At 27.1% G+C, this 16,761-nt stretch carries 14 protein-coding genes; 5 read left to right on the forward strand and 9 right to left on the reverse strand.

The genetic code is table 11. The features are described 5' to 3' along the window. Positions 1-28: 28 nt before the first annotated feature. The gene (locus O212_RS0104565; protein ID WP_024613962.1) at positions 29-1,132 is read left to right on the forward strand and encodes a glycosyltransferase; all 1,104 of its coding nucleotides are present in this window, start codon (positions 29-31) and stop codon (positions 1,130-1,132) included. A 31-nt stretch (positions 1,133-1,163) separates the two neighbouring features. Here O212_RS0104565 and rho read toward each other — a convergent pair whose 3' ends face one another. From rho to O212_RS0104610, 9 genes are all read right to left on the reverse strand, one after another. After that, complete coding sequence (gene rho, locus O212_RS0104570) at positions 1,164-2,579, reverse strand: transcription termination factor Rho (protein ID WP_024613963.1); 1,416 nt, start codon at positions 2,577-2,579, stop codon at positions 1,164-1,166. A 428-nt stretch (positions 2,580-3,007) separates the two neighbouring features. Continuing rightward, positions 3,008-4,618: a CTP synthase gene (locus tag O212_RS0104575; protein WP_024613964.1), complete on the reverse strand. Its 1,611-nt coding sequence runs from the start codon at positions 4,616-4,618 to the stop codon at positions 3,008-3,010. Positions 4,619-4,807: 189 nt separating this feature from the next. After that, complete coding sequence (locus O212_RS0104580) at positions 4,808-5,101, reverse strand: hypothetical protein (protein WP_024613965.1); 294 nt, start codon at positions 5,099-5,101, stop codon at positions 4,808-4,810. Positions 5,102-5,193: 92 nt separating this feature from the next. Next, entirely contained in the window at positions 5,194-5,607 is a 414-nt protein-coding gene (locus O212_RS0104585; protein ID WP_024613966.1) for a DUF1934 domain-containing protein, read from the reverse strand. A 13-nt stretch (positions 5,608-5,620) separates the two neighbouring features. Next, positions 5,621-6,610, reverse strand: coding sequence for a queuosine synthesis (locus O212_RS0104590; RefSeq protein WP_024613967.1), 990 nt, complete (start codon positions 6,608-6,610; stop codon positions 5,621-5,623). A gap of 118 nt (positions 6,611-6,728) precedes the next feature. Further along, positions 6,729-7,358, reverse strand: coding sequence for a stage II sporulation protein R (gene spoIIR, locus O212_RS0104595; protein ID WP_024613968.1), 630 nt, complete (start codon positions 7,356-7,358; stop codon positions 6,729-6,731). Positions 7,359-7,418: 60 nt separating this feature from the next. Beyond that, on the reverse strand, positions 7,419-8,261 hold the full coding sequence (gene ispE / locus O212_RS0104600; RefSeq protein ID WP_024613969.1) for a 4-(cytidine 5'-diphospho)-2-C-methyl-D-erythritol kinase: 843 nt from the start codon (positions 8,259-8,261) through the stop codon (positions 7,419-7,421). Positions 8,262-8,395: 134 nt separating this feature from the next. Continuing rightward, positions 8,396-11,008, reverse strand: a complete 2,613-nt coding sequence (gene cphA, locus O212_RS0104605) for a cyanophycin synthetase (RefSeq protein WP_024613970.1) — start codon at positions 11,006-11,008, stop codon at positions 8,396-8,398. Continuing rightward, entirely contained in the window at positions 10,980-11,825 is an 846-nt protein-coding gene (locus O212_RS0104610; RefSeq protein ID WP_024613971.1) for a cyanophycinase, read from the reverse strand. The genes cphA and O212_RS0104610 overlap by 29 nt, the downstream gene beginning before the upstream one ends. 306 nt (positions 11,826-12,131) lie before the next feature. Between O212_RS0104610 and O212_RS0104615 the strand changes: the two genes are divergently transcribed. The 4 genes from O212_RS0104615 (at position 12,132) to O212_RS0104630 (ending at position 16,758) form a co-directional block, all read left to right on the forward strand. Further along, positions 12,132-13,799: an ABC transporter substrate-binding protein gene (locus O212_RS0104615; protein WP_024613972.1), complete on the forward strand. Its 1,668-nt coding sequence runs from the start codon at positions 12,132-12,134 to the stop codon at positions 13,797-13,799. Positions 13,800-13,911: 112 nt separating this feature from the next. Further along, positions 13,912-14,874 (forward strand): ABC transporter permease, encoded by a 963-nt coding sequence (locus O212_RS0104620; protein WP_024613973.1) that lies wholly within the window; start codon positions 13,912-13,914, stop codon positions 14,872-14,874. Between the two features lie 23 nt (positions 14,875-14,897). Next, positions 14,898-15,785: an oligopeptide ABC transporter permease gene (gene opp4C, locus O212_RS0104625; protein WP_024613974.1), complete on the forward strand. Its 888-nt coding sequence runs from the start codon at positions 14,898-14,900 to the stop codon at positions 15,783-15,785. 13 nt (positions 15,786-15,798) lie between these two features. Beyond that, the gene (locus tag O212_RS0104630; protein WP_024613975.1) at positions 15,799-16,758 is read left to right on the forward strand and encodes an ABC transporter ATP-binding protein; all 960 of its coding nucleotides are present in this window, start codon (positions 15,799-15,801) and stop codon (positions 16,756-16,758) included. Positions 16,759-16,761: the final 3 nt, after the last annotated feature.

The raw sequence follows: 16,761 nt of genomic DNA on the forward strand, positions 1-16,761 counted from the left end.
TAAATTTTAGATGAAGCGAGTGAATTACATGAAAAAAGTTCTTATATTAACCACTTCAACTGGACAGGGCCATAACCAAGCTGCAAAGTCACTTAGTGAATTATTTAAGAAAAATGACTTTAAATGTGTAAGTTATGACTTTTTAAGTAATAGTAGTAGATTTTTAATAGAAGCTATTGTTGGTGGATATGAAATTTCCGCTATGAGTTTTCCAAGCATTTATGGATTTTTATATAAATTAACTAACAATAAGTATATAAATACATTAACGCGTATCCCATTTTTTTTAGTAAAAAAACGTCTTCTAAATTTAATTAATTTAGAAAAACCTGATATTATAATCTCAACACATCCTTTAAGTATATGTATAATGGATAAATTAAAGGAAGAAGGTTTAAATATTCCTTTTATTTCTGTAGTAACTGATTTTAAAGCTCACTATACTTACATAGGACAAAATGTAGATGCTTATATTACAGGAAGCGAATTTACTAAAAACTCTTTAATAGAAAAAGGAATTAAAAAAGATAGAATATACCCTTATGGTATTCCAATTAGAGAATCTTTTTTTGAGAAGGATGAAAATATTCCTAATATAAAAAATAATGACTTTTTCAACATTTTATTAATGAGTGGTAGCATGGGGCTAAAAAATATTTCATACGTTCTAACTGAACTACTAAAAAACAAACATAAGCTTAGAATAACTGTTGTTTGTGGTAATAATAAAAAATTAAAAGAAAATTTAACTAAAAATTGTTCTAAGGCATATGAAAATAAAAAATTACATATTCTTGGATTTTCAAACGATATCGCATCTTTCATGGAATATTCAGATGTATTAATTTCTAAACCAGGTGGACTTACTGTTACAGAGTCTATTGTTAAAGACCTTCCACTAGTAATTCCTTTTGCAATACCAGGACAAGAAAAAGAAAACACTGAATTTTTAACTTCAGAAGGTTATGCTATTGAAGCAAAAAAAATAGAAGACATAAATAAAATTATCGATTCTCTAATTGAGGATCCAAATAATTTAACTAAAATGAAAAATAATATTTCTAAGTTATCAAATACTTACTCTTTAACTTCAATAGTTAAATTAGCAAATGATTTATTAGAAAAGAACTAATATAAAGGAAACCTTTATATTAGTTCTTTTTTTAAATATTATTCTTTTCAAAATTTCTTATAAACTCTTCATTATCTTTAGTTCTTGATAATGCCTTTATAAGTTTTTCAGTAACGCTATCTACATTACCTTCATTATACATTACTTTTCTTATTGCATATGCAACATCTTTTTCTTCATTTGTTAATAGTAAATCTTCTTTTCTTGTACCAGATTTATATATATCTATTGCGGGGAATATTCTTCTTTCTTGAAGTCTTCTATCTAAATGAACTTCCATATTTCCAGTTCCTTTAAACTCTTCAAATATCATATCATCCATTCTTGAACCTGTTTCAACTAATGAAGTTGCTAATATAGTTAAACTTCCGCCCTCTTCTATATTTCTAGCCGCTCCAAAGAACTTCTTAGGCATTATTAAAGCACCTGGATCAAGTCCACCAGTTAAAGTTCTTCCTGTTGGAGTTATTGTTAAGTTATAAGCTCTTGAAAGTCTTGTTAAACTATCTAAAAGTATAACTACATCTTGACCTTGTTCAACTCTTCTCTTACCATGTTCTAATACCATTTGAGATACTTTTTCATGATTTTGTGGTTCTTCATCAAATGTTGAATAAACAACTTCTCCATTTATTGATCTTTGCATATCTGTAACTTCTTCTGGTCTTTCATCTATAAGAAGTACTATAAGTTTAATCTCTGGACAGTTCTTTGATATGTTTTGAGCTAATTTTTTTAAAAGTGTAGTTTTACCAGCTTTTGGTGGTGCAACTATCATTCCTCTTTGTCCTTTTCCTAATGGACAAATTATATCCATAAGTCTTGTTGAAAGGTCATTTTCTCCCTTTCTTTCAAGTCTAATTCTTTCTTTTGGATATATAGGAGTTAACTTTTCAAAAGGAATTCTTCCTATAGCCTTTTCTGGACTTTCATCATTAACCTTATCTAAATATATTAATGCTTTAAATTTTTCTCCTTCTTTAGGCTCTCTAACTTTACCTTCAAGTTTATCACCTGTAGATAAATTAAATCTTCTTATTTGAGCAGGAGATACATAAACATCCTCGCTACTACTTAAGCAATTTTTCCCTCTTAAAAATCCAAAACTATTATTTTCTTGTATTTCTAATATTCCTGAAACTGTTTTTGCTTGATTAAAATTTCTATCTGTATTTGAATTATTAGTGTTATTGTTATTATTATTTGAATTATTATAACTTCTATTATTATTGTTTGAATTATTATTATAAGAATAATTTTCTCTAACTTTCGGAGCTATCTTTTCTTTTAATATAACTCCATCTTTTTCTATTGAATTTACATTATTTTTTAATATTTCTTCTATTAATTCGCTTTTTTTATACTTTGATATATTTTTTACTCCTAATTCTTTAGCAACTTCCTTAAGTTTTGCTAAAGTCATGCCTTCATAAACTTCTTTTGTCAAAATGGCACCTCCATATTTTTAATTTATCTTAAGCCTAAATTTTATTTAATACCTATTTTATTTTTAAATATCATGACTTCAGATAATTTAGCTAAATTTGTATAGATTAATATTAACCAAACAAAAAAGCTTAACTTTATATAAACTAAGTTTAGTGGAATTTTTAAGATAAGATTGCTAGATAAGATTTATAACCTTAATTATCTTCTAATCCTATAACATTTTCAAGATACTACAATGATTAAAACTATTAATTATTATATACAATCATCTATTATTATAGACAAAACTATTATATTTATTTTCTTACTTTATTTATATAATACTACTTATCATTTAAATATACAAAAGTTTGTTAAGCAAATTTCTTTTATTTTTTAAAAAATAAAAGGGCATTCTTATTAAGAATACCCCTTTTTTATAATATATTATTTTTTGTAATTTAATGCGGCTTCTATAAATCCTTCAAATAGTGGATGTGGTCTATTTGGTCTTGATTTTAATTCTGGATGGAATTGAGAAGCTACAAACCATGGATGATCTTCTATTTCAACTATCTCAACTAATCTTCCATCTGGGCTTGTTCCTGAAATTTTCATTCCCATTTCAGTTATTTGTGATCTATATTCATTATTGAATTCATATCTATGTCTATGTCTTTCATAAATAACTTCATCTTTATATGCATCATAAGCTTTTGTTTCTTCATCTAACTTACAAGGATATAACCCAAGTCTCATTGTTCCACCTAAGTCTTCTATATCCTTTTGCTCTGGCATTATATCTATAACAGGATATTTTGTTTCCTCATCTAACTCTGAACTATGAGCTCCTTCTAATCCTACAACATTTCTTGCAAATTCAATTACAGCACATTGCATTCCAAGACATATTCCAAGGAAAGGTACTTTATTTTCTCTAGCCCATCTTATAGCTTCTATTTTACCTTCTACCCCTCTATCTCCGAATCCACCAGGAACTAATATTCCATCAACTCCTGATAAAACTTCATTTACATCTTGATTTTCTAATTCTTCTGAATTAATCCATTTTATATTTACATTAGCATTGTTTGTAAGTCCACCATGACTTAATGCTTCAACAACTGATATATATGCATCATGTAATTCAACATATTTACCAACTAATGCTATTGTAACTTCTTTTTCTAAATTCTTTATTCTATGCACCATATCAATCCATTGTGAATTATCTATATCTTTACATCCTAAATGTAATTTTTCGCATACTAAATTATCTAATCCTTCATCATGTAACATTAAAGGTACTTCATATAAATGTTCTGCATCTAAGTTTTGTATAACTGATCTTCCTTCTACATTACAGAATAATCCTATTTTATTTTTTATATCATCTGATAATTCTTTTTCTGATCTACATACTATTATATCTGGTTGAATACCAATTGTTCTTAACTCTTTAACTGAGTGTTGAGTTGGCTTAGTTTTAAGTTCTCCAGCTTTACCAAGGTATGGAACTAATGTAACATGTATGAAACATACATTTTCTGCTCCAACTTCACTTCTTACTTGTCTTATTGCTTCTAAGAAAGGTTGTGATTCTATATCTCCAACTGTTCCACCAATTTCTGTTATTACAACATCAACATCTCTTTCTTTTCCAGCTCTATAAACTTTATCTTTTATTGCATTTGTAATATGAGGTATTACTTGAACTGTTCCTCCTAAGTATTCTCCTCTTCTTTCTTTTGAAATAACTGACCAGTATATTCTACCAGTTGTTATATTACTGTTTTGAGTTAAGTTTTCATCTATAAATCTTTCATAGTGTCCTAAATCTAAATCTGTTTCAGCACCATCATCAGTTACGAAAACTTCTCCGTGTTGGTATGGGCTCATTGTTCCTGGGTCTACATTTAAATATGGATCAAATTTTTGTATTGATACATTTAATCCTCTATTTTTTAATAATCTTCCAAGTGATGCAGCTGTTATTCCTTTTCCTAATGCTGAAACTACTCCACCTGTTACGAATACATACTTAGTTCTTTTGTTCATTTCATATTTCCTCCCTATGAGAAATTTTTTATTGACATACAGCATTTATAAAGTTATAATAGATATTACCCCGTAAATTTAATTTATGGGGTATGTGTGCTGTATTAATTTCGTCTGACAACATAGATAATATAGTATCACATTTATTTATTAATATCTAGTCATTTTTTATTTAAATTTTATTAACATTTATATTTTAGTTTCAAACTTTCTTTCTAATTCAAAATATTTATCTCTAAACCTCTTGTTTATAAGCAATTTTTCTTCCGCTTTTCGGCAATTATAATTTATCCCTTTTCTTGTTTTTAAATTTAAAATTTCTTTTATTTTTTCTTCATTAAAATAATCATACTTCCTCAAGAATAAAATTACTAAGTATCTCATTTCTTTTTCTTTAAGTATATAATTTAATTCCTCATTAGATAATTTTTTAGACTTACTTATTTTATCTATAATTTCAAGATACTTTTCTCCACTTAACATCTATAACTACCTCCTTTTATAAATTATTCCCAATTTTTATACTTTTATATACAAAAATAAAAAAGATGGTAGATTAGTCTACCATCTTTTAATTATGCATTTATATCTAATTTTAATTTAGTTTTTATAGGAGGTTGACCTGCAACTTGCATTTCATATTCTATAGTTACCTTACCACCGTCTTCTTTAAAATCTATTTCTAACTCTTTAGTATCAATAGATAATTCAAGCATACCATAAGGAGTATTATAAAGAGATACTGTTGACTTATTTTTTTCAAAGTGCATTTTTGTACTTGTACTTCCTTCTCTTTCAAGCACAACATAATTTTCACCTATCCTAAGCTTAGTATCAGTTCCCTGCATTCCTGATATTTCTGTTTCTTTATATAATGCAACAAACTCTTTGTCATCTATTTTTAAAGTACCTGGTGTAATAACTTCTATAAGTTCATCATTTTCCATAGTAGCATTACTTACTATTTTTATAACCGCTTTCTTCTCCAAAACTTATTCCTCCTTATTTTATTTGTATTATATATTTAAGTATTTCCTCTTCACTTGCTGGTTTAATATTTAATACACCTTCAAATTTACATCCAAATTTTCCATAAGATATTTCAACTTCATCTAAATCTTTTCCCTTGCAATATCTTCCTGTTATTTTAGCTGCTAAAACTTTATCATCTTCATTATATTTACCATGTATTATTATCATAGCTCCATTATGACTTGTTGGATAAAATACTAAATCTTCTTTTGTTAAAAGTGATTTTATTTCATCTCCTTCAACTTTAGTTCTTGTAGCTATGATAGTACAACCATTATCACTTACGAAATGTCTTCCATATCTTAATAATTCTATTTCTGTTGGAGTTGCATCACCATTTCTTTGAAGAGTTTCTTTTAATCTTAATGAATAATTTGGTTCTGTTAATCTACATCCTCCAGCTGGTGATGGATAATCTTTTATTCCCCACTCTTCTGCAAGCTCCATTTGAATTTTTCTACTTCTTCCTGATATATTAAGAAGCTTTTCTCTATCTACTAATCCTGACTTTTCCATTTCTGTTTCTTCAAGATTTTTTGCACATAAAGGTCTAAGTATTTTATCATCAAATCCTGACTCTTTTCTTACTTTGTTAAGTGCTTGTCTATTTTGAGACATTGGTCTTTGATTTAAAACTTCACCAGTTATTATAAAATCAGCATTAAACTGTTTTAATAATTCTCCTGAATATCTCATCATCATAGCATGACAGTCTATACAAGGATTCATGTTTTTTCCCCAGCCATTTTTAGGGTCTTTAACCATCTCAAAATGCTCTTTTGAAAAGTCAACAACTTCTAATGGTATGTCTATTTGCTTAGTCATTCTTAATGCATTTTCTTCATTAAAGAAATATGACCTAAAACAAATTCCTATAACATCTATACCTTGATCTTTTATTAATTTTGCAGCTAATATACTATCTAATCCACCTGAAATCATCGCTAACGCTCTAGTCATTAATTTTTTCCTCCTATATTGTACATAATCAAACTATATACTTTTCAATTCTTAAATTGTTACAAATTATAGTTTATGATTGTTCTTTAGTTTTATCAAGTTAATTTTTAATCTAATATTAAAATACATCTTTTAATACTTCTAAAAACTTAAATTTTAAATTATATTCTTCCTTTTCATTACTACTTACAACCTTATCCATTCTTCTTTCTGTTTCGTTATATGCAACCTCACCTTTTGTAACATCAACAAAACATAATGGCGGAAACATAACACACCACCAATTTTGACCTACAGATTCTCCTATAAGTATCCTATAAGCTTCATATTCACCTTGTGGTAATATAATATTTCCATATACTTTTTCTGGAAAATTCTCCTTTGATAGTTCACTATCTATTCTATAATTATATCCTTTTTCTTTAATCACATTTTCAGCTATTTTTTTTACCTTTTTATCATTTTCTTTTATTATTTTTCTTGATTGATCTATATTTTTTGATTCTGATAATTTAGGTTCTAAAAATTTTATAACTTCATCTCTAACTTCAAGTTTTAATTTTTGATCCTTTTCACTATCACTATTTGCTATAACATGAAATCTTATTATCTCATCTTTTACATCTTCATATTTATATTCTATTTCATTAATATTATCTCTTACATTCATATCACTTTCTAAATAGCTTGTACATCCTGTTAAAATAAAAATAAACCCAAATATAATTCCAAATAAAACCCTCTTCATAATAAAACCCCCTTATCTAGTAATGAGTATTACCATAAAAGAGAGTTTTATACATTTATTTTATATAGTTCTTGTTATAAATACATCTTTATATTTTTTCTTCATATTTTCATAACACATTTGAGCTTTAAGCATATCATCAAAAAAAGCAAAAACAGTTGGGCCACTGCCACTCATCATGCTACCTATTGCTCCATTTTCCATCATAGCTTGTTTTATATATACAATCTCTTTATATTTTGATAAAGTTACATTCTCAAGTAAATTTTTCATATTATTTGATACAAACTCTAAATTATTTTCTTCCATTCCTTCTATAATATTTTCAACCTTTGGATGAAATACAACTTTGGAAAGATCAAATTCTTGATATACCCCTTTAGTTGAAACACCAAAAGGCGGCTTAACTAGAACCAATATTTTATCTTTAAAAGGTTTAAGCTTAGTTAATTTTTCTCCAATTCCTTCACATAAAGCAGTTCCACCAACTATACAATAAGGAACATCTGCGCCAAGCTTTACTCCTAAATCCATAAGTTCTTTTTCAGTAAGGTTAGTATTAAATAATTCATTCATTAACCTTAATACTGCTGCACAATCTGTACTTCCACCAGCTAACCCAGCAGATACAGGTATATTTTTCTTAATATTTATGTTTACTCCACAATCTATATTAAATTTATCTATAAATAATTTAGCCGCTTTATAAGCCAAATTTCTTTCATCTGTCGGAACATATGGCTTATTACAACTTATCTTTATTCCCTTTTTTATTTTATCTATTGTTATTTCATCATATAAATCTATAGCTTGCATTATCATTCTTAATAAATGATATCCATCTTCTCTCTTTCCAACTACGTCTAATGCTATATTAACTTTAGCGTATGCTTTAGTCTTCATAAATATATACCTTCCCTCTGATAATGTTATTTCATATTTTATCATAGCTATTTTTCTATGTCTATTTTTGTAATATAAAATAATGAGCATATAAATTAATGGAATTATCTATTAATTTACATGCTCAAATATCATTATAGATTTACTAAATCACTTTTATCTTCTTTTATTTTATTTTTACTTAATTCTATAACTTCTCTTAATGGATTTAATTGTTCAAAAAATACTATTACTATATCATCTTTATTACTAATTTTTAACGCTTCTTTAAAAGCCATAACTTCATCTAATACTATTTTTCTATTAACTTTCTCATCTAATCCACTTTCTATTAGTGCTGCAATCTCGCCAGCTTTTCGTCCTCTTCTATCTGCATCCTCTTTTATAATTATATAATCTAAGTTCTCACCACTTATTCTTCCAATTTCTTTTGCCATTTTATTACTTCTATCACCTGGAATTCCTATTACTCCAATTGCTTTATTATATTTCATATTTTTTAATGATTCAAAAATCGCCTTATATCCATCAATATTATGACCATAATCTAATATTACTTTTTTACCATCTATATCATACATATTGAATCTTCCTGAATTATGTTTACTATCTAATTTAAACTTACTTAATCCTCTAGCAATCATGCAATAATCTATTCCTAATCCAACTAATACAGAACAAGCTCCAAGAACATTTTCTATATTAAATGTTAATGTTCCGTTTAGTGTTATTGGTATATCACTTATTTGTAAAATTTTATATTTTCTATTATTATTTATTACGCATAATACATCATCTTCTATAAATACAGCTTTTTTGCCTTCATTTATATTTTTTTCTATCAATGGGTTATGTTTAGATTTCGCAAAGAATATTATTTCGCCTTTAGCTCTATCTATTAGATTTTTACTCCATTCATCATCAGCATTTAAAACAGAATATCCATTTGGTTTTACAGCTTCAGTAACTAAAGATTTAACAAAACTTAAATCTTCAAGATTTTCTATTCCATCTATGCCTAAATGATCATCTGTTATATTGGTTACAATACCAACATCTGCTAAATCATAAGCTAATCCGTTTCTTATCATTCCACCTCTTGCAGTTTCAAGCACAGCCACATCTACATCTTTATTTAATAAAACTGCTTTTGCACTTCCAAATCCAGTATCATCACCTATATCTATGCATTCATCACCTATATATATTCCATCAGTTGAAGTCATTCCAACAGTATTCCCCATTAAACTTAATACATAAGCTATAAGCCTTGTAGTAGTTGTTTTCCCGTTAGTTCCGGTTATTGATACTACAGGTATATTTCTAGGATTTCCATTATAAAGATGATTCAATATATACTTTCCGACATCTCTACTTTTACCTTTTGATGGATAATGATGCATCCTTATACCTGGAGCTGCATTCACCTCAACTATAGCCCCATATTCATTTATAGGCTTACTTATATCTTTTGATATCACATCAACACCACATATATCTAATCCAACAGCTTTTGCTGCCCTTACACAAAATTCCTTGTTTTCCTCACATATTAAATCAGTACAATCGACTGCTGTACCTCCAGTTGAAAGATTAGCATTTATCCTTAAAACTATTTCTTCTCCGTCTTTTGGAATACTATCTATACTATACCCTTGTTTACTTAAAATTAAATTCATCTCTTCATCAATCTTAACCTTTGTTAAAGGTTTCTCATGATCTTCGCCTCTTAAAGGATCCGAATTTAACTCATGAACAAGATTTTTAATGCTTCTTTCTCCATCACCATAAACTTTAGGTGGAATTCTCAATGAAACTGCTACAACTTCATTTCCTACAACACAAACTCTATAGTCATTTCCAATTATATATTTTTCTATCATAATTTCTTTTTTATCTATACTAAGCTTATTATAAATTCTTATAAGCTCTTTCTCATCTTTTATATTTAAATATACCCCTTTTCCTTGATTTCCACATTGTGGCTTTAAAACAACTGGATAACCAATATCTTCTGCTTCTTTTAATAAGTTTATAACATTATAAACCTTTGCCCCTTTAACTACTGGTATACTTTGATTATCTAAAAGCTTCTTAGTTAATAATTTATCACAAGATATATCTGCTCCTATACAAGTTGTAGAACTCCCTATGGTTGCTTCTATTATTCTACCCTGCTTTCCATATCCAATTTGATAATAACCTGAATTATAAAGTTGAAATACAGGGATACCAACTTCTTCAGCAGCTTTTTTTATAGCAGAAGTACTAGGTCCAATAGCCTCATTTCTCATATTTTCTATAATTAAATCTAATCTTTCTTTAAAATTAATTCCTTTTTGTTCTATTAATGAATTAATAAGATCTACTGCTAATTTCCCAACTTCAATAGCTGTATCTTTATATACATATTCATAAATAATATAGTAATTGTTGCCTTTAATTTCTCTAGCCTTACCATAAGATACATCTAAACCAATCATATTTTGTATTGCAATTACTATATGTTCACATATATGAGATAGATATGTTCCTTCATTTAACCTTACTATAAATCCACCTTCTATATCTATTCCACATCTATGCTCTTTAAGAATTGGTAATGTCTTAATTAAAACTTCATTAAAATTATTGATTTCTTTACTTGGTATTTCAGAATATCCCTCTAAATCTACATCCATTCTCACACATCTTCTATGAGAATAAATATTTCTTCCATTAAATATTCTTATCCCTGTTATCCTCATCTCTCAATACATCCTCCTCAAAAGGTATCTTCTTTATTAAGTCAAATTTATTTCCTTCTATTAATACATGTAATTTCACATTGAATATGCTTAATGGTTTATCTCTACATTGTTCCGATATATTAGTATGATTTATTTTGCTTCCATCTATTATGTATACTGCACCATTTCCAATAACCTTTAACACTTTTCTTTCATCAATAATTATAGCTGTATCTTCATCTATTCCAATCCCTAAATACTCTGGATTTTCTGCAACACCAGTAAGAAGTCTTCCTATTCTACCTCTTTGTATAAAATGTTGATCAATAATAATATTTTCTAAAAGACCTAATCCAGGTGACATATTAATACTATGCTTTTTAGGAGCTTCTTCATCATCTCCTTCTAAAATCATAGTTGAACTCATAACTGATGCCCCTGCTGAAGTTCCAACAATAACTTTTCCATTATGTAGCCCTTTTAAAAGAGCTTTATTAAGTGGCGTACCACCTATAAGACTAGTTATTCTTAATTGATCTCCTCCTGTAAAAAATATAAGTTTAGACATAGTAACTTTTTCTATATTCTCTTCTAAATATGATTCTTTTCTATCATCAATATTTAAAAACTCTATATTTTTTACTCCAATTTCTTTAAACACTTTATTATAAATATCTTTCATTTCATCTTGAACTTCTGAAGCAACAGTTGCTACAAGCAATAAATCTCTATCTTTATTTATTAATTCACATGCTTCATTCAATATTTTTTTCCTACCATCTTTATCTTCTGAACCACCTATAATTACAAGGTTATAATTTAGCCTATATTTCATAATATTCACCTCAAATCATGCGTTTATTATTATTTCCACCTCCATTACAATTTATTCAAAATATTTATAGAATTCAAATAACACCTTATAATGTAATTAATTTTAAATACACTTTTAAACTCATTTTTACTAATTTGTAAACAAATTAACAAATAGTAAATTTTTTCTTAAACACTTATACTCAAGCTTTATTCAGCTTTCTTAAGTATTTAAGAGTTAATTTATTCTATTTACTTTAATCTAAAGAGAATGCTTAGAAAATAATTGTATATAATTATTTTGTATATTAATAAAGGGGGAATTTTTTTGAGAGGCAAAAGATTACTATCTATGTTAATTGCTGCTAACCTATTAATTGGTTTATCAATAACTGGTTGTAGCAATAAAACAGATAAAAAAACAGGAAAAATAAAAGATAAAATAGTATATGCATTAAGTACTTCACCAACAGGTGTATTTAATCCGCTTATATGCGATACTAGATATGATGTTAAGGTAAACGATATCATATATGATCCACTATTAATTATTAATGAAGATGGTTCTATTCAACCATGTATAGCTGAAAGTTATAAAATATCAGATAACCAAAAAGAATTAACATTGAATTTAAATCCAAAAGCAAAATGGCATGATGATAAACCTATAACTGCTGAAGATGTTGCTTTTACTTTATATTCAATGTTAGATCCAAATTATACTGGTGGCTCTGCCGGTGAATTAGGTAATATAATAGGTGCAAAAAGTTTTACTGAAGGAAAGACAAAATCTATAAAAGGAATAAAGGTTGTAAATGATAATACTATAACTATTTCCTTTGAAAAAATTTATTCACCTTCTCTAAATGCTATTTTAAATTTAAAACCAATTCCAAAACATGTTTGGTCAAAAATTCCAATAAAAAATTGGGATAAAGAAACTAAATTATTAAATAACCCAATTGGTTCTGGTGCTTACAAATTAAATAAATTCGAATCAGGACAATATGTTGAATTAGAAGTATTTAATAATTATTTTAACGGCAAAGCTAAAACCAATAAAATTATACTAAAAATAACAAATCCTGATACATTACAAGCCGAATTTAAAAATGGAAATGTAGATATAGCTAATGTAAATGATATGAGTAAATCTGAAGTAGAAACACTAAAAAAAGATGGTTTTGATACAACAACTTATCCAGATTATATGTTCCAATATATGGGCTTTAATTTAAGAGAAAAGAAATTCCAGGATAAAAAAGTTAGACAAGCATTTATGTATGCAATCGATAGAAAGCTACTAGTAGATAAATTATTAGAAGGAAATGGTGAAGTTATAAATACACCTTTATTACCTACTAGTTGGGCTTATCCAAAAGATGTTAAATTAAATGCATATAATTACAATATAGAAAAAGCTAAATCTCTATTAAAAGAAGCTGGTTGGAGTGACAAAAATAATGATGGCATACTTGAAAATTCTAAAGGTGAAAAATTTATAGCTGAACTAAAATATCCTACTGGATTAAAATCTAGAGAACAAACTGCTTTAATAATTCAAGAAAGTCTAAAAAAAGTAGGTATTGATATAAAACTATCTTCTATGGAATTTTCCACACTAATGGAACAAGTAGTTGCAAATCATGAATTTGATTTGTATTTAATGGGAAATACTTTATCACTTGATCCAAATCCAAAGCCATTTTGGAGTTCTAAAGCAGCTTCTGATAAAAAGGGAGAGCAAGGTTGGAATATAGTCTCATATAAAAATCCTAAAGTAGATACTTTATTAAATAAAGGTCTTGCAACTATAAATCAAGATGAGCGTAAAGAAGTTTATGCTGAATTTGGGAAAATATTAAACGAAGACGTTCCAGAAGCATTTTTATATGTAGAAAATAATGAAATAATGTATACAGCAAAACTTAAAGAATTTAAACCTTCTACTTTCGATGAATTTAACAATATAAAAAATTGGTATATAGAAGAATAATAATTAAGGAAGGGATTTTTAGTCCCTTCTTTTTATTTTAATATATTTAAATACATAAAAAATTATAAAGGAGGTATCGAGACATTTATTTTATAATAAATGTTTATAGAGTATGTTATATTATATAATCAAAAGAATTGGAACAGCACTTACAATACTTCTTGGTATATCTATTATAGTATTTGCACTAGTTCAACTACAACCAGGAAATCCATATTCAACTATGATAGACCCAACTATACCACCAGAAACTGTTCAAAAAATGTTATTAAAAATAGGCTATTATGATCCTCTACCAATAAAATATATAAAATGGTTAACTAGAGCAATTACAGGTGATTTCGGATATTCTATTCATTATAAATTACCAGTGATAACTGTTATATCATCTAGAATTTGGAACACATTCTTATTATCAATATTTTCTTTTACTATTGGAACTATTATTGCAATATTGATTGGCGTAATCTCATCATATAAACCTAATTCTATTTTTGATTACATTACTACTATATTCTCATTTATAGGTTTATCAATACCTACATTCTTTTTTGGATTAATACTTATAAAAATATTTTGTTTTAACACAAACATTCTTCCTTCATCTGGTATGAATACTTTAGGTGAAAATTATAATGGAATAATGAAAATATTTGATATTGGAAAACATATGATTTTACCAGTTATGGTTTTATCTCTAACTCAAATAGCTTCACTTATAAGATATAGTAGATCTTCTATGATAGATGTACTTAAAAATAATTATATACAAACTGCTAGAGCTAAAGGTTTAAGCCTAAAGGCCACAATATGGAAACACGGTTTTAAAAACTCTCTTATATCAATCATAACAATACTTTGTATGCAAATTCCTTCATTATTTTCAGGTGCATTAATAACAGAAACTATATTTCTTTGGCCTGGAATAGGTAGACTTAATTATGAATCTGTTATAAATAGAGATTATCCATTAATTATGGGGATAACCATTATGTTAGCTGTTTTAATAGTTTTTTCAAACCTACTAGCTGATATTCTATACGCAATTGCTGATCCTAGAATAAGACTTGATTGATAATTATTACGGAGGTAAATTTTATGAATATACTTAAAATTAGATCAAAGAAATTAGATAATTTATCACCTTTAAAATATATGTCTATTAAAAAATTTTCAAAAAATAAATTAGCTATATTAGGATTAATAATTATTATATTATTATCACTTTTTTCTATCTTAGCTCCATTTATTACAAGTTACAATCCTAGTACTACTGATTTATATAATATAAAATCATCACCAAATATTACTCATATATTAGGAACTGATGAAGTAGGTAGAGATGTATTTTCAAGACTTTTATATAGTGGTAGGATATCACTATCAGTTGGAATATCTTCTATGTTTATTCAATTAATTATAGGAGTTACAATAGGTTCTATTGCTGGTTATTATGGTGGATTAATAGATTCTATTATAATGCGATTAATTGATATAATAATGTGTTTTCCATTTTTTGTTATAGCTATTACAATAGCTTCAATCGTAGGTCCAAATATATTTAATTTAATATTGATAATTGGAATATTAATGTGGCCAGGTATAGCCAAAATAGTACGAGCTGAAATACTTTACTTAAAAAAAAGTGATTTTATACTCTCTGCTAAAGCTTTGGGATTAAGTTCTAGTGAAATAATAATAAAACACTTAATTCCAAGTATAATGTCACCAATTTTGGTTGCTTCAACACTTTGTGTTGCAGATGGAATACTTACAGAAGCATCACTTAGTTTTTTAGGTATGGGAGTTAGACCTCCTAATCCAAGTTGGGGAAGTATGTTATCTGCAGCCCAAAATATACAAACTCTTCAAAATGAATGGTGGCTATGGGTTCCACCCGGAATTATGGTAATATTAACAGTTTTATCAATAAACTTCTTAGGTGATGGTTTAAGAAATGCATTAGATCCTAAAATAAAAATTTAAGGAGATTAATATAATGAATTTATTACAAGTAAAAAACCTTACAACAACATTTAATACAGATTACGGAAAGATAATTGCTGTTGACAATATATCTTTTTCCTTAAAAAAAGGAGAAATTCTTGGAATAATCGGCGAATCCGGTAGTGGAAAAAGTGTTACCTCTCTATCAATAATGAATTTAATTCCTAAACCAAATGGATTTATAGAAAAAGGTTCAATTTTATTTCACAATAAAGATTTATTAAAATTATCTGATTCTGAAATGTGCAATATAAGGGGAAATAAAATTTCAATGATATTTCAAGAACCTATGATTTCATTAAACCCTGTCTTTACGATTGGAAATCAAATACTTGAAGTTTTAAAAATACATAAAAAAGGCTCTAAAGCTGAAAATAAACAAAGAGTTTTAGAAATTTTAAACAATTTAAAAATTCCAAATCCAGAAGAAATAATAAAAAAATATCCTTTTGAATTAAGTGGTGGTATGTGCCAAAGAATTATGATTGCTATTGCTATGGCTTGCAATCCTGAAATTATAATTGCAGACGAGCCCACTACAGCATTAGATGTTACAACCCAAGCTGAAATATTAGATTTATTAAAAAACATAACTACACATAATAATTGCTCAGTATTATTTATAACTCATGATCTTGGTATAATATCCGAATTAGCTAATAGAGTAATTGTAATGTATAAAGGGAAAATCGTTGAACAATGTGATGTATTAGAATTTTTTAATAATCCATTACACCCATATTCCAAAGCACTTATAAAATCAATGCCACAAAAATTCAACAAAAGGTTTTTTTCTATAAAAGGTTCAATACCTAGTCCTTATGAATATATAAAAGGTTGCCCTTATAATACTAGATGTGATAAATGTATTGACATATGCTTTATTAAAGAGCCACCAATAAAAAAAATAAATTCTACCCATACTTTATGTTGTTGGCTTAATAAGGAGTAATTT

The organism is Clostridium sp. Ade.TY, assembly GCF_000498355.1.
Taxonomy (GTDB): domain Bacteria; phylum Bacillota; class Clostridia; order Clostridiales; family Clostridiaceae; genus Clostridium.